The sequence below is a fragment of the Coraliomargarita algicola genome (genome assembly GCF_033878955.1).
GTDB lineage: Bacteria > Verrucomicrobiota > Verrucomicrobiia > Opitutales > Coraliomargaritaceae > Thalassobacterium > Thalassobacterium algicola.
In genome coordinates this window covers 1,649,609-1,671,186 of record NZ_CP138858.1, presented here as the reverse complement: position 1 = coordinate 1,671,186, position 21,578 = coordinate 1,649,609, and the positions used below count along the sequence as shown (strand labels likewise).

Below are 21,578 nucleotides of genomic sequence, written 5' to 3'. Positions count from 1 at the left end.
TTTTAAATGAGTATACATAGATGAAAAAAAATAACTACAGGAGGACCTTCTCAGCTAATATTTTATTGAGTGAATCTTTGAGCGAAGTTGTGAGTCATTTGCCTCCCGTTGATGTTATTGAGAAATTGAAGGGAGAGGCGAATTACTATGGCGCATCTAGCGAAGTCGCACGCCAGCTTGGCTCTGTGGAGCAATCTGCCTCTGGTGCTCGCTGGGAGCATGGTTGGAAGCATGGCGCGGTTTCTACTGCCGAGCACATCGGGGGCTACCAGCTCAAGAAACGGAAAAGTCTACATTTGGTTAGCACTCAAAAACATGAAGCGATCTTACGCTCTGAGGGCTTTTCGAATGTGCATGCTGTCGGCCTTCCATATTTGTATGCGGATCAGCCAAAGCTTAAGCGTCGCAAGGGATCATTGTTAGTGTGTCCAGGGCATACTTCGACCTATTCGGATCAAGACTGGTCGAAAAACGCCGAGGAATATGCTGAACGTATTGTTGAAATTAAAGAAGGTTTTAGTGATGTCTTGGTATGCCTCTCAGCCAATTGTATCGAACGTGAGCAGTGGGTTCATGAATTTGAGGCCAAAGGTATACCTTGGGTGATGGGCGCATGGATTTACGACCGTAATGCTCTTCGTCGCATGCGTTGTTTATTTAGCCAGTTTGAGTTCGTGACCACGAATTGCGTGGGTTCGCATATCGTCTACTCGAGTTACGAAGGGTGTAAAATCTCTATCTGGGGGTGGCAGGATCTGTATCGGCCGGAAGATTTTATCAATGAACCGATTTACAAAGATAAGGAAGATTTTTTAGCGGACTCCTTAAGCTGGGGGACACAAGCTTGGATGCGGGCGCATTATGGGCAGTTGTTTCATGAATCTCCTCAAGATGCGGTTGTACTTAAAGATTGGGCGGCTCAGCAGTTGGGGGAAGCCTACAAGAAGCCTGTCGAGGAGCTGGCTGATCTGTTTGGTTGGGCGCGTTCCAGTCGAGCGAGCTCAAGTGCCATCGAAATTGATGAGTTCGTCGATTTTTCAAGCTCTACCACAGCAAAAGGGAAGCTTGAGCGCTGTCTAGAGTTTCTACGTGGTGATACTCGAGCGCGTCTTGCGAAATTGGACCCGTCTCAATCAGGTATTGTAAGCTTGGAGGGGATTGCGTTTCGGTGTCATGCCGTGGGCTCACTCCTGCGTGCTCTGGATCGGCTTTCGCGCTTATATCAATGGTCGAGGGCGCATTCCAAGTCGATCAATCGAGCGATTTTTGTTGGAGGGAGTGAGCTTGAGCTCATTTGCTGTTTGCGTAATTGTCCAGGTCTTGAGCTTAGCTACATTGGCTCAAATTCCATTCAAGCTGATTTACTTGAAGCCAACTTAGTTCGTTTCGGATACCAAAAAGTGGATATTCTTCGTGAATTGCCAGATCTTGAAAGTAGATATTGTGAACATCCGTCCGATCTCATTGAAGTGGATACAGGTCCCTTACTGCCTGTGCTTGTTCAGACCAAGTCCCTGAGTGAGAGGTTGAATGCACAAGCGACCAACTTCCTTTATGTCGATCTTGACCTAACATCATGTCAAGTTGTTGAGTCTAGCCTGGCCCAGTCTGCTAGCGTTAATTTTATATGGATGCATAGCCGAAGACTTGTGCCTGAAGATTCAACACTTGTGCGATTGATTGAAAGCATGAAACGCTGGGGATTTGAATTTGATGATTTATCACGTTCCAGCATCCACGGAGACGGACCGAGCCAATATGTTTATTCTGCAATTCGCTCTCAACCTAGCGAGGCATCGCTCGGAGGTTGACCGTCGAATCTGCTTCTAACTATCTTTTTCTACAGCTTTAATTAGTTGAGTTAAACGCTGAGGGTACGGGCTATCATCAATTCGTAAGTAGTAGTTCAGGGCTTTGTCCCAGCTTTTATATTCTTTACAGTTCGGCGTATATGTTTCGAAGGTGGTTCTGAATGAACTGGTTAAGAGTTGAATGTTATGCACCAGTGTGACGCCTGGGTGTTTATCAATGCCTTTATACATCTCATAGTATTTAAATGCATTATGCGGGCTGGTTATGTGTGTTCCGTCGTCGTAGCTAAGCCCTATGTAGTGTTTCTTGAAGATTAAACTTTCCAATAGAAATGTAGTCAGCGGGCCGCAGACGAATTGTGCGTTATCTAAGAGTAGAGGGTAATAGTCGGTGCTAGGTTGAAAAGATACCTGTTCAGACATATTCTCTGAGTTACTGAGAAACTGATCTCGGATTTGCGGATCCAACACTACATGTGTAAACTCAGATTCGATAAAGGTGGCTTCAGCTTTTCTTTTCTGCCGCCAAGGGTGGGGCCTGTAGACAATTCGAAGCTCATTGTATATTTCTGGGTGTTCTCGGATTTCTTGATCGAGTGCCTTTAATGCTGTGGTCTCATCAAAGGGCAGACAGCATCCTGAGAATACAACATATGGGAAATCAAAAGGCTTAGATGTCGTGGCACCTCTTTGGGAGAAATAGTCGTCAAAACGAGGTGTGCCGATCGGGTAGACTCTTGATGATTCAAAACCGTGAATTCGAATGGCGTGCTCTTGATGTTGCTCACTCCAGACGCCTAAGAAGTCAGGTCGTGCCCAGAAGACCGACTTACTGCTTAAATTGTCCCAATTATCAATTAAGTATACACTTTTGATGCCTAATTTCTTACAGATTCTAGCCACATCATTGCCAGCAGGATCATAGGCAGATGATGGAAATAATAGGATGTCGGGGCGGATCTCACTAATTTGCTGCGATAGATCTTGATTAATCGGGAGTTTGGCTTCGATTCGCTTTTTATAAAACCTGAACAGTAGACGATTCCCTTGCAGGACACAGCGGCGAGCTTCACGCCCTCTTTTTCCCTTTTTTAATAAAAGCTTGAGCTTTTTGATTCGTGAAAATGCTTCGTCCGGAAGGTTCCAGCCTATATCTCTTTTTAAGCGAAATGGAAAGGTTTTTGACCTGTTTCGATAGCGAAAAATGAGTAGGGTGAAGTAATTATAATGGGCCGCTTCGTGTTTTGGGTCGGTTTTGAAGTAGCCTGAGAAGTTCGGGGCGCTTTCAAGGTCTGCCTTTAGGCTACATGCGTCATTGGCGATGATAGATAGCTGAAATGCTTCTGAAATTTTGTGGGCAACACCTGAGCGTATGTAATTTCGAACAAATAAATCTCCAGCGATTACTAGCAGGACTTTTGTTTTTTTGTTTTCCATTCTCAGTTTCCTACGAATCGAGTTCGTCTTGCTTTTCTTTATAGACCGCTCTCGCTAATTCTAAATCGCTAGGGTTATCGATGTCTATGGAGCGCCATTTGTCCATCTCAACTAAGCCTGTTTTGGGACCGATACGTCCCACCTCAAATAGAATACTACGTTTAATTGCATAGACGGCTTTATTTTCAACCCATTGATTCCACGATTCTTTTTGTCGGGGCATGCGTTTATTGGGGTCGTAGTTTGTCGGACGAACGGTTTTTCCGTCTTGATTGATCTGCCATAGATAGGAGTCATCATAATAGAGGGAAAGCGCTGAGTCATAGTCTTGGTCTCGAACTAACTCGATTGCTTTATCGATTGCTTTAACGTCGCGAAGTGGAGCGGTCGGGTACAGTAATGCGACTATATCTACTTGCTCTTCGGGATGTGCTTTTTCGTAAGTTTCGACGGTCCACTTTAGGAGCAAGTCCACTTCTTGTAGGATCTTGTCGTGTGCATACATATCCGGCCGGTCCATCGTTAGGGCACCATAGGATTCAGCCACTGCTCGAATCTCAGCATCATCGCTGTTCACTAGGAATACATCTACGTTCTGGGCCTTTTTTGCGTGCTCTATGGTGTGTGCTACGAGTGGTTTTTCGCCGATTAATTCTAAATTTTTCCGAGGAATCCCGCGAGAACCTCCACGAGCTGGAATGATGGCTAGGCTGATGTTCTTTTTCATAAATTTGGATGTGGATGGGGGCGGTGCTGTTTACGTCGCAAGTGTATTCGAAATTTCGTGCCGGCTATCGTACCATGCAAGGACTTTTCGGGTCGAATTCCCAATTTGGGATTAAAGCTTGCATAGCTAGACTATCGTCACGGTCGGACTGTCCTACTTCTTGATAGAGTGCATGAGCTTTTTGAATTGCCGCTCGATCTATTTCGACGCCCAAGCCCACGGAGTCGTCTATTTGGATCGCACCATCGATTATTTTAGGTGGATTTAAAGTGAGGTGTTGGCCTTCTTGCCAAATCCAATGTGTATCGATGGCCGTGATCGTGCCTTCCGCGGCAGCTGCCACTTGACTGACCATTGCGAGTGAAATATCGAAGTGGTTGTTGGAGTGGGCACCCCAACACAAGCCGTTTTGCCGGCACAGATTCGAAACCTGAACGGCTCCTTCCATTCCCCAGAAATGTGGGTCAGCGAGCGGAATATCTACGGCGGATTGCTTGATTGCGTGAGCGAGTTCTCGACTGTCAGTGGCGACCATATTGGTTGCTGTCGGGATGCCGCTACGTTGCCTGAACTCGGCCATGATCTCGCGAGAGGAGAAGCGTCCTTCTGCTCCGCATGGGTCTTCGAGGTAACTAACCCTTCCTTTCAGCTGTTTGGCTGCTTCGAGTGCAGTTGCTAGGTCCCAGCAGCCGTTCGGATCTAAAGTTAAGTGTGCTTGCGGAAATGTTTGACTGAGGCCGATGACTGCTTCGATTTCCTTTTCTGGTGCGAAAACACCGCCTTTGAGTTTAAAGTCCTTAAAGCCATAGGTTTCAGCAACTAGCCCGGCTTGCTCAATAATTGCCTGAGTATCCATCGCAGGTGAGCGGCGTGCTGAATGCCAGCTATTTGGCTGCGTGATCTCTTGTTTATAATCAAATTCTGTGGCTTCGGATTCTCCTATGAAAAATAAATAAGCAAGAAAGGGGATGGACTCTCTTATTTTTCCACGTCCGAGTAGTTCACAGACTGGCATGCCTAGCGTCTTGCCCCTGAGGTCGAGCAGGGCAGCCTCGATTGCGGTTACTGCATGGATTGTTGTGCGTTGGTCGAAAGTCTGTAGGCCGCGTCCTGCCGCGTCGTGCTCTTTGTAGCGATCGAGTAACGATCGGAGTAGGGATCTATAGTTTTCGACTGTTTGGCCGCGCAAGGAGGGGGCTATTAAATCGAGCATGCTTAATATGGATTGGCTGCATGGTATCTCTCCGATGCCTTCGCGCCCGTGGTTATCCGTGATGATCACCAGTATGCGCGAGAATGTGGGTGTGTGCGCACCGCTCAAATTGAGTAGCATGCTGTCGTAACCCGCGACAGGGATGATTTCTATTTCTTCAATGGTTTGTTTGGGCATGCGTGAATGGGTTCAATTAAGACTTTGATGGAAAGGTTTTCAAGCCATGAGATTCCATAAATATACGTATTAGATCTTCGTTCTGGAAAATGTAGTTTCTTCGATCCCATGTATAGGCCGATTTTACGGTGTTGGGTGCATTTTTTATGTTAAAGACATCAGTTTCTGAGCAATTCGAACCGCTACCATCTAAACCGATGTTTTCGATTACAGACTCGATCGGAAAAATGGCATATGTCTCCGTCAGAAAGTGGAGTAGGGTCCAAGGCACGCTCCATATATCTATAAAGCCATTTAAATAATCTGAATCTTGACAAAGTGTTGCGAGATCTGGTGCGAAATGCTTGATGGATTCTACCGAGGTTTTTGTGCGCTCTAAGAGTGAGCCGAGGGTGCTGTCGCGGTTGTAGTCTTGCCAGCGGTCCGACCATGTGGCCCAACCCCAAGTTGAGAAACGATGCAGCGACAATAGGTCGCTGCCCGGCTCAAATACGAAAGGGCATTGTGGGTTTGTATAACCGCAGAGGCTACGGACGGACTTGTCGTTTTTTAGGTATTGTAGTCCTGCTTCGAAGAAGTGCTTGCCATTATCCTTTAATACGCAGTCGTCTTCGAGTAATACAGCAGCTTCGGCGCCATCTTTGAATGCATCGTTTAGTGAAGTGCAGACACTGCGTGCCAGTCCGAAGCTTTCTTGGCGTTGCGTTAACTTAATTTCAAATGGCCATGGTGCCTCTAGGATTTGGAGTAACTCTTTTTGGGCGTATCGCGCTGTCGAGTCTTGCGGATGGTCGATATAAACGAAAATACGGTCGATCTGGTTATTGGCTAAGCTTTCTAAAACTCGTCTGCTATGCTCTGGTCGATTGTAAAGTAGTAAGATCCAATCTACGCGCATAATATTTAAAAAGAGATATATGCATGTGATATTTCATGAAGTTGGCGTGGAGGGTTCTGCATCTGCTCTATAAATGTTGCTGCTTCATCTATTCCATGTAGCTCTTTCGTTTCTGCTAGCAGCTTTTCATTGATGAATTTCCCTGCGCCAGCTTTGATCAGCTCGATCACTTCTTTACGGTTACGGATGTTGCCGACGCCCCGTGACATCATTATGGTCAAACCAGACATTTGTATGAGCTCCTTACTGAGTAAGATGTATTGTGACCCAAATCCAAAGGGTATGCAGTGTGCCGATGGCGCAAGTATTTGTGGATTGTCCCAGATAGGAGTGGTGTTGCCGGATGAACTATCGAATAGTAAATTGCAGCTTCTTCCTCCGAAATGTGCATGCATTTCTTTAGACACGTCATCGATTATGCTGGAGAGTTCATGCCTGAAGCCGACATGTTGGTGACGGCTATTTAATTCCGTCGCAATCGAGTGGGGCAGTAGGTAGGTCCCGATTCCTTCTGGATCGATCGACTTTAAGTGTGCCAAACGTTCGGGCGAAGAATCAACTACGAATATTTTTGATTCGGGGCATGTCCGATTGTGGATGTAGGCTGCAATCATACCGGAAAACCCAGCTCCGATTAGTAGCATACGGCGCATGCGTAAGGAATCCATGTGTCGAGTCAGGGCATTGCGAACATCTGCAAAAAGAAAGCCAAACATAAATGATTTTAGCAGGCTCGTAGAGGGGGATTCTTCTCGACGAAAGCAGATTTCATATGAATGGCGCGGCAACACGGCGTATTCCGCATAGGTTCCTTCAGTTGAGCCCTTGCCGTGACCTAGGATGGAGCTTTCATTGAAATCACATTCTGAATAGCGATGTAGGACTGTGCAGGCATAGCAATTGTATCGGCGGCAAGGAATATGTCCAAATATGCAAACGTAGTCTCCCTTGCGGAAGTCTCGTTCGTCTAGTGTTGTATCAACGACTTGTGCGACGCCACCGTTGCCGAATACGAATCGTCCCTCACTCAAAAACTCTTCCTTTCGGGGGTGAATGCCATTTGGATGTGTGGCCAACCAAAAACTCCCATGCATGGGCACATGTAATAATTTGACTAAGATTTCACCTGGTTTTAGGGCCGGTACTTGAGACTCAATCAATTGAGTTTTTAAGGTGCCTGCTTCTCGGTCTTTCCAAGTGGTTTCAATCTGTCTATTTTTCATTGTCTGTTGTGTGGTTTTGCCGGGCTTCAGGATTTGAGTTAAATGAGCGGGAAAACGGCAGGTAAAGTCATTTTTATAAGGTAATTATGATTGCGCGGATAGGAGGGGCCTAGGTGGTTTTCTCCGTTAACAGCTGTTTGTAGACTTCGTGGTAGCGCTTTCGAATGAACTGTGTAGAATATGTGCTCTCGTAAATTTGGCTGTAAGCTTCACGTACATAGGATTGCTCGGACATTTGCGCATGACTTAAGCAATTTATGAGCGCTTCGGCTAAGGCGATGGCTGTGCATTCTGGCGCCCTGATGCCTGTCTCTCCGTCGATGACATAGTCCGCTGGGCCTGTTCTATCGAAGCAGACCACAGGGGTGCCCTCAGCCAGGCTTTCGATGCCAGTTTGTGCTAGGTTTTCTTCTATTGAGGGCAAGCAGAGCACGTTGGCAGAGGCATAGGCGTTCCTCAGCATTTCATCGTCGTTGATGAATCCGAGTTGTTCGATTCGATCATCTGTTATGTCAATTTTCTTCCCCATCAGCAATAATGTGCATTCTGGTAGTCGATTTTGTAGTAGTGCGTCGATGAGTAGGTAGGTTCCTTTGCGACGATTCGCCAAATCTTGAGCGACGATTAAAATTCGTTTTTTTGAGCTGGGCTTCAGTTGTAGTTTTGCCTGAGCCTTTTCGCGTTGGATGAGTGGCTTTAGTTGTGGGAATGGGTATCCGATATAGTCTATACGGTGGCCGAGTTGTCCGAGGCTACTTTCGCGAGTGATACGCTCGAGCCATTTTGAGGGTAGGACAAAGTTAGTTTCTCTTGCCCGGTATAGGGCTTGCTTGCTGTGGAAAGTTTCTTGACTGATCTTGTTGCCGAGGGTGCCTGGGAGTTGTGGGCAGCTGTTGCAGCTATCTTTATATTGAGTGCAACCATTGGAGTAATGGCATCCGCCAGTCACTTGATTCATGTCGTGCATTGTCACGACAATTGGTATGTGGGGCGGAATAGATGCAAATAGTTCAGATAGGTTCCAGATTTGCCCGCCCAAATAGTGGAAATTTACAATTTGTATTTCAGCCAGTAGTTCGGCTGGGATGTGTAGGCTACGCCCAGGGGTGGCGGGGGTGAAACTTTCCAAGCTTCGATCGCGGCCTTTCTTTGCGATACTCATGCGCAAACGTCTGAGGGGGAAGCTCCAGTCCTTTTTCGGGGCCGCTAAGCGATGCCAATTGGGGCCTGGAGTGGGACCCAGATGAAATGCACCATAGGTATTAATCAAATCAGATTCCTGCGCTTTTACAATTCTTAGCATCGCACGGGATGCGCCGCCTTTGCTGGATGTGCCAATGTGTAGAACTCGAATTGGATTCATGGAAGGGCTTATGTTATTGAGGCAGCTGATTGGCATCATTGAGCCAATTCGGTAATTTGGGGTGCCAGAAGGGTTCGTAGATCACTGTTTTTTGATTGAGTAAGGCTGCTGCGTAAGAGAGCGAGCTTTTTGCCATACAGAGTATGTCAGCGCAGACTAATGTGTGAAATGTTTTGAACAAATCTTCATTTAAGTGGAGTTGAGCGCCTAAGTCGACTAACGGAGTGAAATTTGCTGGAGAGCCTTGGGATAAAACTAGAATTTCAAAATTTTCTCCCTTTTGTTCTAGATATTTACGAATCGTGCTTATTTGTTGCACGGCACGGTCTATTCGACTGGAGCGGGCGCTATGGTTGGCGACATCTCCTAGGCGTAAATGTATTGCGACACTGATCCTATCATCCTTTAAGAAGTGGGTTTTCTCGATGGGTGCCTGATCATATTGCTTTCTTAGCTCTGGCATGACTGCACGGTAGGATTCGGGAAACAGATCTGTGATTGTATGCGCTTTCTGGGTGACATAACAAGTGCCCGAAGTCGGAAAAAAAAGACGTTCGAGCTTTATGCGTTTAATATACGGTTCTTGGGGCGTCGTCCTGGATCTTGGTAAATTAAAAAAACGGTTCCACTTGTCATCCCAATCAGGGTCTTCTTGGTCGTTATGCGCAATATTGGACAAGGCTTGCGGTAGTACCGTCATTCCTCGAAGTTTTGCGTATGCGTGTAAGGAGAAAAGTGAGTGGATTTGTGCACCGATGCCGTCTTCGCGTCCTGAATATGCCAACGAGCATTTCGAAGCAGATGATTGGCTCAAATTGAAAGTTAGCTGATAAATGGGCTTGAGGGGGCCATATTTGCTTGGTTTCGGCATTTTAATTGAAATAAAAACTTTATGATGACCATTTTCAAAATGATGCTTAGGGCAATTATTCGCAAGACTTGTTTGTTAGTGTCCTGTTTCCTTCCTTCAGTTCCTCTAAGGAAGAGAGTGCGGGAGGCTGGCGATGCTTGGGTGATTCGACTCTTCCGCTCGCAGATTGAGTCATTTGTGAGTGAATATCCTAAAGTGTATTCTGAAGAGCAATCCCTGGAAAGGTTGATTCAAAGTCGGAAAAGCATCACACGTTTTGGTGATGGAGAGTTTAAACTGATTATTGGGGAGAGGCATAAGTCCTTTCAGGATGTAAATGAAACTCTCAATCAGAGGATGTTAGAAGTATTGCGTTCTTCGGATCCAAATGTCTTAGTCGCCATCCATCCTGTGAGAGATTTTGACTCCTTGGGGCGCATTTGGCAAAAGTTCATTATTCGTATCGGTAGAGAGGTTCTCGGTCTTTTGGATACTGACCGCATTTACGATTCCACCGGCCTTTTTCATCGTTTGCCCACTGGCAGCCGGGCGGAGTTTACACAACGTGTGCAACTCATTAAAAGTCTTTGGGCTGGGCGGAAAGTCGTTATAGTTGTCGGAAAGGGCAGTCGATTTCATTTTGAGCATGAACTCTTCGATAATGTGGCCTCAGTTGATTATGTCTATGGTCCGGCGAAGAATGCTTTCCACGAGTATGATTCGATCCTGCAGAAGGTCCAAGCCTATGATAAAACACAGTATTTAATCCTGCTGGTGTTGGGGCCTACCGCCACTGTGATGGCTTATGATTTGGGGCGTATGGGGTATCAGGCGATCGATTTTGGCCAAATGCCTGGCAAATATAGGAAAGTGCGGGATCGTTTATTCCCTGATTTGAAGTAAATCAGTTGGAGTCTCTTTACCGCCAGAATTCAGAGTTTTGGTTTTTTTCAGGCGCCTCTTTATCTTTGAGATTTTGGCATCTATACGCATGGTTGAATGCTTTGGTGAGAGGCGATGAATGGGGAGTATCGTGGGGGCCCCAAGTCCATCGATGATAACAGCACGTAATGTGTGATCCTCTCTTTGTTGAAAAACGATATTACTGGTGCCGGGGTCTTTTAGCTGAATGTTGTGTTGTACCATGCTACTGCGTAAATTATTTAGCGCAGTTTTTACTTCTGGCGTATAGCCAAAAAGTTTTACATATTCAATGGCAGTGCGACTAATACTGCCATTGGCATCGGTAATTAGTTCAACGACCAAGCCGGGGCCTAAGTCGGTTTCCACCATCCCTTCAACAGTTGGTATGCTCAGACAAGTGGTTGTTGCTCTATCGTGAATCTTGGTGATCTGGCGTAATTCTGCCAAATTCTCATCAAAGTGAAATGAGCGTCGAAACCTCTGATACCATGGTACCAGTTGCCGCTTTAAAGCTGGGGGCATGTGCGCATGATTCACTTTAACGCATCTATCACGGCGATGCGGGTGGGTGTAAATCGCACGATGATTCCCAATCGCAAAGGCCTTATGGTCAGATAGATGTATCATCTGTGTAGGCTCCGTTAATTACGGTGCAGAAGCAAGGAGATTAAGTCCTTTTTAAATTGTTTATTCGGTGCTTCGGGCCGTTGTTGTTCGCTTTGCGTTCAAGGATCAGAGCGATGCGATGGTCAAAGTTTTCAAAGCGTCGGCGAAGGCGTGAAGCTGGCATGGTGTCCTTTTGTAACCATTTTATGCGAGGTTGACGGCCGTAGCCATCAATTAGATACAGATGGCCTTTAGATTCGTTGATGTGGATGACGAAGTTATGTGGGATGAGGTCGCGTGTATTGGGGGGGCGAGTCGACCAGTCCTGCTTGAATTCTGAGATGGCCGTTTGGACTGTCGTATCGATTCCATATTTCCAGATGTACTGTTCCAATGTCTGCGAGATTAAACCGTCTGCATCACAAATCAAATCGGTCTCATGGGCGGGACCGAGATCGGTATCGATCATACCATAAGACTGCGGTAAGTGTCGTCTGATTTCGCTGGGGAAACGATGCAGTAGACCGCGCAATACACTTTCTTCGACCAAATTCTCATCGAATGCTTTTAATGGACGCAGATTAGCTGGAAAGCCTTTTTCGGCTCGACGAATGTCGGGTGTCCGGTCTGGTCGGATTACTTTGAGGCAACGCGCTCTGTCATCAGGGTGACGAAAGCAGAGCCGATTGCCACCTGAGCTGAAAGGCTCTTTATTTTTGAGCTCTATTAATGGCTTATTGGTAGACGGCATCTTTCCAAAGGTAATCGTGAGAGTAAGGTAAATTCAGTGTCGTTTCAACCATGTAGCTGGCTACTTTTTGCCCGGAGAACTCCTCATGATAGAACTTTCTTCCCTGGCCTGCGACAGTTTGACGACGAGCGTCATCGTTGTGAAAGTTGCGGATTTGCTTTTTAAGTGATGCGGAGTCTTGAAAGAATACGACATGCTCATCGTTGAAAAATTGTCGCATATCACCTTTGTCCCAGACAAAGGTGAGGAGGCCATTGCCCATGAGTTGAGAGATACGTGCGGAGGAATACCATGGCCAATCCTCAAAACGGTTTAGGTTGAGCGCCATTTTGCTACTGGAAAGTGCATCGTCGTAGCTTTGGCCGAAGATTGGAGGATGGCCGTAGATGCCGTAGGTGTCGAAGCGAAGCTCGTTCTTCAGGTCTGCGTGGAGTTCTACCAGCAGTTGGTAACGGTCATCGGATTGACTGCCCTTTCCGCAGTAGAGCAGGTCATGTGTAAATTCGGTTTTCTTGGAATTGTCAAAGGTCTCGACGCCGGGATCCGTCGGGTTGGGGATGTAGCCTACGATGTTGTTACTCGTTTTAAACTGTTTCAGTGGTTCGCCGGCAGTGGTTACAAATATAGCATCCACTACTTCTTTGCGGTGGTGGATCATCTTTACGTTTCGTTCCCGCCAGAGGGGGTCAACGTTACGATAAATAATGGGTGTGCTTGGTGAGAGTTTTTTTACGCTTTGTAGCGTCTTGTTCGTCAGCAGGTCACTGTGCCCGATTATGCATACATCGGGTTTGAAATTATCGAATGTTTCAATGAAACGTCTATTGGCTGCCCGAATACCCAGAGGTTTGATGCCCAGAGGTGCTTCGAACTTGGCAATGTCGCGTTCGCTAAATTCATATACCTTCCAATTATTCCGAATCATGCCGTTAAAGAGCTTACGTCCGGTGGCTACCTTGGTGTGCCCGTAGCGACGTATCATCAAATTGTCTGAATGTAGTATGCGCATTGATTTTTGATCCTTCTTCAACATCTCAGCGGAGTCGATGCGAATTATTTTGTATTTGTCTTACTTGTGGCTTCGAGCATTTTTGGTGGGCTATCATGCGTATTTCTCAAATAATGTTGGGCAAAGCTTTTGGTGGCGCGGAGCGTTCGTTTGTGGACACGGCGCTGGCACTGGCCGCGCGAGGGCACGCAGTTCAAGCGATTTGCCATGCGGAATTTTCAAAGCAAAACTTGTTGGAGAATGTGCCGAATTTGGAGCTTTGCAGGGTTCGTGCCGGAGGAGAGTGGGATTTTTTGACTCCCCGCAAGATTGAGAAGCTCTTACTTGAGTTTGGCACGGAGATTGTGCATACGCAGTTGAAACGAGCGGCTTGGCATGGGGGGCGAGCCGCCAAGCGAGCAGGTGTCCCAGTCGTTGCGAAGCTGCACAATTATGTGCAGCTTGCACGTTATAAGTATGTGCATACACTGTTTTGTACGACTCAGGATCAGCGACGCCATGTGCTCGAAGCGAATTGGCCGGAGGACAGAGTCGAAGTTGTCCCAAATTTTTCGAGAATCGAACCCGTTGATTTCGTCAAAAAAGCCTCAGCAGGGCCACTGCGGATTCTGACTTATGGTCGTTATGTGCCTAAGAAGGGCTTTGATGTGTTGTTACGTGCCTTTCGCAGTTTATTAGATGCCGGCATCGATGCTCAATTGGTGATTGGGGGACAAGGCAGCGAACTTGCGGCTTTGCTGGCACTTGCCGCCGACTTGAAACTATCGCAACAGGTGGAGCTCGGCGTGTGGATCGATGATGTCTCGGATGCCTTAAGCATGGCCGATTTGTTTGTACTTCCTTCATTGGATGAGCCCTTTGGTGTTGTCATGTTGGAAGCGATGGCGAGTGGAGTGCCGATCGTTAGTACGAAGACAAAAGGGCCGTTGGAGGTTCTGAATGCGGACACTGCTATTTTAGTCGAAATCGGCAGCGAAGGCGACTTATTTAAAGGGATGTTGGCGGTGGAAAATGATCGCCTTGCGGCTGATCAACGGGCCGAGACTGCTTTGCAACTTTACCGAGATCGTTATTATGAGGCTGCGGTCATTCCGCGTATTGAGGCGCTTTACCGTCGCGTGATTGCTGCTTCATAGCAGCATTTTAAGGATGCAGAAATACGCGATTGGTTACAGCTCGCGTGGAGCTTTATCGAGTTCAGTATAGCTCGTCATGACTGCATTTAGCATGGATTGCAGGCTGAACTCTTGTCTTTGCGTTACGCTCGGAGGGGCTGCATGCCATGTGGTCAGCAGATTCACCATGGCCCTGTGATCGCCCAGATTGATCTTACCCGCTGGGAGCAGAGCATCGAGTTGTTCCGCGACTCCACCGTGTGCGTAGCCAGCTACTGGTTTACCTAGTGCAAGTGCTTCGAGTGTGACGCGTCCAAAGGCCTCTGGATCGGTGGAGCAGGATACGACAACGTTGGAGACGGCCATGATCTCGCGTAAGTCGCTGCGGTGTCCCACTAGAGTGATGTCGCGCTCTAGACTGGAGGCCTTAATTGCCGCTTTAACTTCCTCGAAAAAATCCATTTTTTTCGGGTGTGGCTCGCCCACTAGTAGACCGTGGGCGGGGATGCCTTTGGCTTTTAGGGCTGCAAGCACTTCTATGAAATCGAGCGGTCCCTTCCAGCGGGTGATGCGGCCGGGGAGGGTGATGACGTATTTGTCTTTGAGCTGTGGGTACTTTTGTTGCCATTCGGTCAGCCATTTTGCATCAGGCTCAAAGCCGTAGGGGAATTGCTCTGGAGAGACTCCACGGTGAATGACGGTGAGTTTCTCGGCGGGCACATCGGGATAGTTGTGCCGCACGTAGTCTTTGACACTATTAGAGACGCAGATGACACGCTCGCCACGAGTCATGATCTTGGAGTAGAGATTGACTGAGTAAAAGCCGTGCACTGTGGTGATGAGGCGTGGGCGCGTTTGTGGGTCCATCTTACGCCAAGCTAGCCAAGCCAGCCACGCGGGCAGGCGAGAGCGCAAGTGGAGGATGTTGGGCTGTTCTTGCTCAAATAATTTTCTGAGGACTTTGACTTGTTTGAGTGAACTGAGGCGTTTCTTGTGGACAGGCAGGGTGATGTGACGGCTGCCTTCGGCCTCTAGTTGCTCGACTTGGCGTCCACCGTTGGAAATTACTATGGATTGGTGGCCGTTCTCTATGAGGTGCTTGCCGACTTCGAGCGTCCCACGTTCGACGCCGCCGGAGTTAAGCTCTGGTAAGATTTGGATGACTTTCATAGCGAGATGCGAGAAGTGAACTTTGGCGCGTGGATGTTGATAGAGGTCATGAATGAGTGACAGCTTAGTCAAGTCCTAGGTCAAAGCAATGGCTTGAGGATGACCAACGCGGGCTTTTTCGGTTTTGGTTCGGTGATTGACGTTCTATGAATTTATAGTAGCATATTGGTATTATGAAATCTCATATCAGTGCTACAATAGATCAGGATATTCTTGCACGAGTGGATCGCTATCGTCGCGGAGTCAAGCGTTCGCGGAGCCAAGTAATTGAAATCGCTATCGAAAAACTTCTGAGAGAAGAACAGCCTGAGTCGACAACTGTGGTGACTTCGACAGGTCAGTTTACTGGCGAATTTTCGAGGAACGACACTTATGAGCGCTGAGCACTTAATGGGCCGTGTCCTCGTGGACACAAATGTGCTCATCTATGCGACTTTAGCGGGAGATGATCGCCATGAACAAGCGAGGGATGTCCTCGACCTCCGCTTTCGAGAGGGGCTGGAACTGTGTGTTTCCGTGCAAAATTTGGCTGAAATGTACCCCAATCTTACTGGCCCCAAAAATAATCCACCCGACTCACCAGAATTGGCTAGAACTAAGATTGATTCGATTGCGGGCTTGGACTTTCTGACTGTATTACCGTTAAGTTTATCGATTACACGACGGGCCCTTCGACTTTGTGAAACTTACTCGATTCGACGGCAGCAATATTTTGATATGCAGCTCGTGGGCACCATGCTTGAGGAAGGGATCAGTTTCTTGCTCACGGAGAAAGTGAAAGATTTTAAACCAATCAAAGGTATTCGAGCCATTAATCCTTTCACCACCGTGATTTCGTGACTGGTCCTGAGATGAGGATGGATTCCTCGTTAAAAGAAGCGATGGGAGACGATTTTTGCGATGCGTGCGGCTTCGTTCAGTGGTGGGGGAGCTTTGAAACTGGTAAGGTCGGTCTGGTCCTCGGAGTAGCTTAGAACATGCTTGCTTTGTTGGAGGGCATCGAGGCCACGGATGATGCGGGATTCACCGGCCTTGCGTGGTCCTGGCAGTAGGCCTACTTTAGCGCCGGAGCTGAGGGCTTCATATACCATAGAGACACTGTCTTCGGTGACCCAAACATAGGAGCTTCGTGCCAGCTGTTGCGGAAGCCAGTCCGCTTTCGTTTGTTCCACTGGAATGACTTCAAGCTGATTGCTTTCTAGTGACTGCAGTCGGGCCGTCGTGCTTTCCAGGGTGCGGCGAGACGTAGTCAATTTCCATTGTAACTGTGAATTTGAGTCTATGATCGTTGAAATTTGCTTCCACAGAGAAGCTTCGTCCCAATTGTGATGTTGTGAAGGGCCGCCGATGAGAAAGAGTCCTGTGTTGGGGGCTTTATTGGGGCTGGCTTCGACGGTGTTCATCGCGCCTGTAGTTTGAATGATGTTGGGGCCCTGGCGTTGGTCATGCGCGGGCACGACGCAGAGGTCAAAGAACCGTGTCAGGCCCTTGGGAGGCGCCATGATCAGTAAGGTGGGAGCACCCGTCGCACGGCCTGCGGCCAATAGGCTGGAGTGGGTTTGACTGCCTGCCGCAATAATGAGGTCGGGCTGCGGCAGCGTTGAGGCTGAGGGGAATGTGCCGCGCACAACTTGCCACCAGGACGCTCTATGCATGGCGATATCGACCCGGATGGCCTCAATTTTTGTTTGCTTGGACAGTGCGTGTATTAAACCGGAACTCTGGTTTTCATGTCCGCGTTTATTGTCACAGATCTGCCAAATGACCTTTGCTGGTGGCATGTCGATTCTCACTAGCTTTAGTTCTGAGCCTTAAACCATTCGACATACTTACGTATTCCTTCGGCGATCGGTGTCGCTGGAGCGTAGCCTAGCAGTTTGTGAGCTTTACTTACATCTGCGTAGGTGCGGGGCACGTCGCCGGGTTGGTCGGGAAGCTGTTCGATGATTGCTTTTTTACCAGTGGCCTCCTCGATCATGGTGATGAGTTCGCTCAATGTGGTGGTGGCAGAGCCGCCGAGATTAAAGATCTCGAAGTCGGCCTCATTGTAGTTCGAGGCTGCGATGATGCCGTTGATAATATCGTCGATGTAAGTGTAGTCACGGGCGGTGCTGCCGTCGCCGTATTTTTGAATCGGTATGCCCGCGAGTATGTGTTTGGTAAACTTGGAGATTGCCAGGTCCGGGCGCTGACGCGGGCCATAGACAGTGAAGAAGCGTAGGCATTGGCAATGCATGCCAAACAGATTGGCATAGTTGGAGCAAATTTGTTCGCCGGCTAGTTTGGTGGCGGCATAAGGGGAAATTGTGCGCTCCAGGGCATCGCTCTCCGCAAAGGGGACTTTTTTGTTGACGCCGTAGACGGACGAGGACGAGGCGAAGGTGAAGCGTTTTACACCATGATAACGGCAGGCATCGAGCAGGTTAAATGTGCCGTCGATATTAGTGGTGAAATAGAGTTTCGGGTCCTTGATCGAGGGGCGCACGCCCGCGCGGGCGGCGATGTGGATGACATGGTCAAATTGCCCTTTTGCAAAGCTGCGTTCTACCAGAATAGCGTCGCGTATATCGCCTTCAATTAATTCGATTTGATCTAATATCCCTGCGATGTTTTGACGTTTGATGGCTGGATCATAGTAGCTATTGAAGTCATCGATGATCGTCACGCGGTGGCCTTCCTTTAGAATACGTTCGGCGAGATGAGAGCCTATGAAGCCGGCTCCTCCAGTAATAAAGTAGTGTTTTTTAGCCATATTTTAGAGGGGATTTTGGAGGCAGATTTAGGGGATGGCGAACAAATTGAAATAATTTCTATGATTTAACGCTCGTCACTGCGTTTCATTCGGGTATTGAGTCGACGATTGCAATGACGACTACTGCTACAGGAAAATTAGAAGGGCTGGAAGGCTTCGAAAAACTCGATATTGGCGAGCTATACTACATCGGTGACCGCCGCTTTGTAGATCAAGGCTTAGCTTACTACCGTCAGTTCGCTGTCGAAGGTTTAGAATGGGACGGCCGGCAAAAGCGTATGACTGCGTTGGTGCAGGGACGTCGCCATCATGCCTACGAAGTGGGACTACAAGTGCGCAACGGACGTTTGGTGCACGAATGTGAGTGCGGAGACTGGGAGACCTATGGTGGCTGTAGGCATGCTGTGGCGGCTGCGGCTGCGATGTTTCTTTCGGTGCAAGGTATGAGCGTCGGGGGGCAATCGATGCCAGACGATTATGCGCAAGAGCTACGTAAACAGCTCGGTTACCGTGATGTCGGCGGTGAGGGGCATCAAGGTGAAACAGAGGTGCCGCAGCAGGCGGTCGAGTTTCAGCTGATGGAGGTCGATAACAATGGTAATTTAGGTTTCAGCATTGAGGGTTCGGTGCCGAAGAGCTTTCTAGCCTCATTTGGAATTGTTCTCGCCAGCAGTTATGGTTTTCGCCTTTCCCGGGAGTTTGTCTTGAATGATCCGGAAGAGCAGTTGCAGCGATTTTTGGAAGAAGCTCAAGCGGCTAAGATCGCGGTGTTGTCGATGTTGGATGGTGAGCCGCACCCGTTGACGATGGAGTCGGGAATTGCACACCTGGAAATTCAGCATACGCTATCTGATGATCGAGTGGTGCGACGTATGCGTTTTCTCGATACAGTGGGCATGGAATTGGATGTCGTCCACTTGATACCTAATAGCTCTTTTGTTCTGTTGGCGGAAGGTGGAGTCTGTCGAGTGGATTCAAATGGCCTGGGGCTTGCGGGTAATTTAGGTCCGATCCGTATGGACCTTGAGGTGGAAGCCTTTAATGAACAGAATCTAACGCCGAATTCATCTAACGAATCGTACTTGTTTGCGGCCAATGGTGCAAAAAAGAAGCCGCGCCAACTGAAACCGAAGCAGATTCGGCTGGAATTGGACCTGACTGCTATGGAAAATGTGGCGGGCGAATGGGAAGCCTTTGAATTTGACCTCTGGCTCAATTTCGATGGATGTCGCGTGGAGCTCTACGAGTTGGTCTCGCGTTTCTTAGCACCCGCATTGCATGTCTATGGCGGTAAGTTGCTTAGCGCAAAACGCCGTGTGCGCAGCCTGTGCGATCTGCTGCGCCGGGTACTGTCGTCGGAGCTTCCGTCGGGGGAGTTGGAGCTACAAAATTACGCATCGGACTATCCGGAGCTTTTTGACGTTAACTATCGTGTGGGCGTGTGTGAGATCGCGGAGAAATTGGTGCAAGCGATCGAGGCCTATGATGCCGATTATCAAGTGACACTGGCTGATGAGGATGGGCAGCGCTGGTTGCGTGGTTGCTTGGATTTGCGTAAAGTGGCGATGTTGCTATTTAGCGTTAGTGATGCATCGAGCCGCACGGATTTACTTAATTTGGAGGAGGGCTCTATTGAGTTGGCGCACCCCGAGGCGGGGGCAGAGGCGCTGCAGCGAATTGTTTCCGTGTGCCGCACCTTGGGGGTTCAAGTGCAATTTAACGAGCAGGCCATTCGCTCGGAGCCTCTCAGTATCTCGGTCGATACACGAGCTTCGGGCTCAGATATTGATTGGTTTCAGTTGCACCCTTCGATTCGTTGTGGCGATCGCACTATCAAACCTGAGGAGTGGCAGAAGCTTATTTTGGGGCAACTCTTGATCGAGGATAAGGATGGTAGCTTGATTATGCCTCAGATTGAAGGGGGCGAGGGCGGACTCGAAATGTTAGCCGAACTTTTACGGCCACAGCGTCAGAAGCCGGATGGGAGTCGTGCTGCGGCGGATGATACATTGCAAGTTTCACGTTTGGAGATGCTTGACTGGATCATGTTGCGCAAGCATGGGGTGCATGTGACCTTGCCTGAAGAAGCGGAAAGTCTGTTTTCCAGTTTATCTCAATTTAATGGTGTCGGCGATTTTGTGAAGCCTGCGAGTTTGAATGCGGATCTGCGACCTTATCAGCAGGAGGGCTGCGCGTGGATTGATTTTCTCTACCATCACCGCTTTGGCGCTTGTTTGGCAGATGACATGGGTTTGGGAAAAACCGTACAGACCATCGCCTTTTTGGCGGGGTATTTTGAGAAAAATCCTAATCTGAAGCGAGCCAGTGTGTTGATTGTGTTGCCGCCCAGCTTGGTCTTTAATTGGCAGGAAGAATTTGTACGCTTTGCTCCGAGTCTGAAGGTGGTCGATTGCTTGAGGAAGGGAGCTTGGCATGATGCTTTGTCAGATGCGCAGGTGATTTTGACAACTTATGATCGCGTGCGATTGGATTTGGAAGCGATGGAGGGGAACCGTTTCGAGATTGTTGTCTTTGATGAGGCGCACAACCTGAAGAACGTGTCTGCGGCTCGCACTAAAGCGGCGGCGCATATAAACCGTCGTTTCACACTTTGTCTGACGGGAACGCCGGTGGAAAACAACGCGTCGGAGTTTTACTCTGTGATGTCGGCTGCGGTGCCTGGTATTTTTGGCACATTAAAAGCCTTCAAAGAATACTTTCGTGAAGCCCCCGATCGTATTTTGGGGCGTTCACGGCCCTTTATTTTGCGTCGCACCAAGGACAAAATTTTGAAGGATTTGCCGAAGAAGGAAGAGCATGAACTCTTTCTGGAAATGTCGCCGATGCAGAAAGAAATCTACACGCGCACTGTCGCGGAGGTCAAAGCTGAGGTGGCAGAAGCTTATGAGGATCGTCCGGAGCAACAGGCAGGCATCGTAGCGCTGGCCGCGATCTTGCGCTTACGTCAAGTGTGCGTCAGTCCGGAGTTATTGGGCAAGCACCTGCCGGAACACGCTCCGAAGTTTGGCTATATGGCGGACAAACTGGAAGAGCTACATGCCGAAGGGCACGGTGCCTTGGTCTTTAGCCAATTCATCGGTGGACTGGATCAAATGGAAGCAGTGGCCAAAGAGCGTGGCATCGATTACTTACGTATGGATGGACGCACTCCAGTGGCTAAGCGTAAAGAGATCGTGCAATCCTTCCAGAGTGGGCAAGGGCCGGCCTTCTTCTTTATCAGCCTCAAAACTGGTGGTGTCGGTCTTAATTTGACGCGCGCCAATTATGTCTTTCACCTCGATCCGTGGTGGAACCCGGCGGTGGAGAATCAAGCCAGTGACCGTGCGCACCGTATCGGCCAGACGCGTTCAGTTTTCGTGCAGCGTCTAATCATGAAGCACAGTATCGAGGCGCGCATGTTGGAGCTTAAGGCTCGCAAGGCTGAGCTGTTTAAGCAATTGGTCGAAGAGCCAGGTGCGAAGGCGGCGAAGGCTGGCCTGACGCGTCATGACTTTGATTATTTGCTAAATGGCTAAGGCGCTTCGGATCCGC

The 21,578-nt window shown here is 48.5% G+C and carries 19 protein-coding genes; 6 read left to right on the top strand and 13 right to left on the bottom strand.

Going from position 1 to position 21,578, the window contains the following annotated elements; all coding sequences use genetic code 11:
* Positions 1–20 precede the first annotated feature (20 nt).
* On the top strand, positions 21–1,811 hold the full coding sequence (locus SH580_RS06355) for a hypothetical protein (RefSeq protein ID WP_319834172.1): 1,791 nt from the start codon (positions 21–23) through the stop codon (positions 1,809–1,811).
* Between the two features lie 15 nt (positions 1,812–1,826).
* Here SH580_RS06355 and SH580_RS06350 read toward each other — a convergent pair whose 3' ends face one another.
* From SH580_RS06350 to SH580_RS06320, 7 genes are all read right to left on the bottom strand, one after another.
* On the bottom strand, positions 1,827–3,248 hold the full coding sequence (locus tag SH580_RS06350) for a hypothetical protein (protein ID WP_319834171.1): 1,422 nt from the start codon (positions 3,246–3,248) through the stop codon (positions 1,827–1,829).
* Between the two features lie 10 nt (positions 3,249–3,258).
* Complete coding sequence (locus SH580_RS06345; RefSeq protein ID WP_319834170.1) at positions 3,259–3,975, bottom strand: acylneuraminate cytidylyltransferase family protein; 717 nt, start codon at positions 3,973–3,975, stop codon at positions 3,259–3,261.
* Between the two features lie 64 nt (positions 3,976–4,039).
* Entirely contained in the window at positions 4,040–5,365 is a 1,326-nt protein-coding gene (locus SH580_RS06340; RefSeq protein ID WP_319834169.1) for an enolase C-terminal domain-like protein, read from the bottom strand.
* A gap of 16 nt (positions 5,366–5,381) precedes the next feature.
* Entirely contained in the window at positions 5,382–6,263 is an 882-nt protein-coding gene (locus SH580_RS06335; protein ID WP_319834168.1) for a glycosyltransferase family 2 protein, read from the bottom strand.
* A gap of 5 nt (positions 6,264–6,268) precedes the next feature.
* A complete protein-coding gene (locus SH580_RS06330) occupies positions 6,269–7,486 on the bottom strand; it encodes an alcohol dehydrogenase catalytic domain-containing protein (RefSeq protein ID WP_319834167.1) in 1,218 nt (405 codons plus the stop codon).
* Between the two features lie 109 nt (positions 7,487–7,595).
* Entirely contained in the window at positions 7,596–8,849 is a 1,254-nt protein-coding gene (locus tag SH580_RS06325; RefSeq protein WP_319834166.1) for a glycosyltransferase, read from the bottom strand.
* A gap of 13 nt (positions 8,850–8,862) precedes the next feature.
* A complete protein-coding gene (locus tag SH580_RS06320; protein WP_319834165.1) occupies positions 8,863–9,720 on the bottom strand; it encodes a hypothetical protein in 858 nt (285 codons plus the stop codon).
* A 21-nt stretch (positions 9,721–9,741) separates the two neighbouring features.
* Here SH580_RS06320 and SH580_RS06315 point away from each other — a divergent pair, with 21 nt between their 5' ends.
* The gene (locus SH580_RS06315; protein ID WP_319834164.1) at positions 9,742–10,602 is read left to right on the top strand and encodes a GT-D fold domain-containing glycosyltransferase; all 861 of its coding nucleotides are present in this window, start codon (positions 9,742–9,744) and stop codon (positions 10,600–10,602) included.
* On the opposite strand, the gene SH580_RS06310 is transcribed toward SH580_RS06315, so the two are convergent.
* From SH580_RS06310 to SH580_RS06300, 3 genes are read right to left on the bottom strand one after another with little or no spacing between them, the layout of a single operon-like run.
* On the bottom strand, positions 10,582–11,250 hold the full coding sequence (locus tag SH580_RS06310; RefSeq protein WP_319834163.1) for a YrbL family protein: 669 nt from the start codon (positions 11,248–11,250) through the stop codon (positions 10,582–10,584). The two genes, SH580_RS06315 and SH580_RS06310, sit on opposite strands and share 21 nt — an antisense overlap.
* 40 nt (positions 11,251–11,290) lie before the next feature.
* Entirely contained in the window at positions 11,291–11,980 is a 690-nt protein-coding gene (locus SH580_RS06305) for a YrbL family protein (RefSeq protein WP_319834162.1), read from the bottom strand.
* The gene (locus SH580_RS06300; RefSeq protein ID WP_319834161.1) at positions 11,964–12,989 is read right to left on the bottom strand and encodes a glycosyltransferase family protein; all 1,026 of its coding nucleotides are present in this window, start codon (positions 12,987–12,989) and stop codon (positions 11,964–11,966) included. Before SH580_RS06300 ends, SH580_RS06305 begins: the two co-directional genes overlap by 17 nt.
* A 113-nt stretch (positions 12,990–13,102) precedes the next feature.
* On the opposite strand from SH580_RS06300, the gene SH580_RS06295 reads away from it, so the two are divergent.
* The gene (locus SH580_RS06295) at positions 13,103–14,125 is read left to right on the top strand and encodes a glycosyltransferase (RefSeq protein WP_319834160.1); all 1,023 of its coding nucleotides are present in this window, start codon (positions 13,103–13,105) and stop codon (positions 14,123–14,125) included.
* 33 nt (positions 14,126–14,158) lie between these two features.
* On the opposite strand, the gene SH580_RS06290 is transcribed toward SH580_RS06295, so the two are convergent.
* Positions 14,159–15,274, bottom strand: a complete 1,116-nt coding sequence (locus SH580_RS06290) for a glycosyltransferase family 4 protein (RefSeq protein WP_319834159.1) — start codon at positions 15,272–15,274, stop codon at positions 14,159–14,161.
* 173 nt (positions 15,275–15,447) lie between these two features.
* On the opposite strand from SH580_RS06290, the gene SH580_RS06285 reads away from it, so the two are divergent.
* On the top strand, positions 15,448–15,657 hold the full coding sequence (locus SH580_RS06285) for a ribbon-helix-helix protein, CopG family (RefSeq protein WP_319834158.1): 210 nt from the start codon (positions 15,448–15,450) through the stop codon (positions 15,655–15,657).
* Entirely contained in the window at positions 15,647–16,114 is a 468-nt protein-coding gene (locus SH580_RS06280; RefSeq protein WP_308952017.1) for a PIN domain-containing protein, read from the top strand. Before SH580_RS06285 ends, SH580_RS06280 begins: the two co-directional genes overlap by 11 nt.
* 29 nt (positions 16,115–16,143) lie before the next feature.
* Here the strand turns inward: SH580_RS06280 and SH580_RS06275 are convergent, their stop codons facing one another.
* The gene (locus tag SH580_RS06275) at positions 16,144–17,055 is read right to left on the bottom strand and encodes a mitochondrial fission ELM1 family protein (protein WP_319834157.1); all 912 of its coding nucleotides are present in this window, start codon (positions 17,053–17,055) and stop codon (positions 16,144–16,146) included.
* Between the two features lie 17 nt (positions 17,056–17,072).
* Positions 17,073–18,026: a GDP-mannose 4,6-dehydratase gene (locus SH580_RS06270; protein WP_319834156.1), complete on the bottom strand. Its 954-nt coding sequence runs from the start codon at positions 18,024–18,026 to the stop codon at positions 17,073–17,075.
* A 113-nt stretch (positions 18,027–18,139) separates the two neighbouring features.
* On the opposite strand from SH580_RS06270, the gene SH580_RS06265 reads away from it, so the two are divergent.
* Complete coding sequence (locus tag SH580_RS06265) at positions 18,140–21,562, top strand: DEAD/DEAH box helicase (protein ID WP_319834155.1); 3,423 nt, start codon at positions 18,140–18,142, stop codon at positions 21,560–21,562.
* The last annotated feature ends 16 nt before the right edge of the window (positions 21,563–21,578 follow it).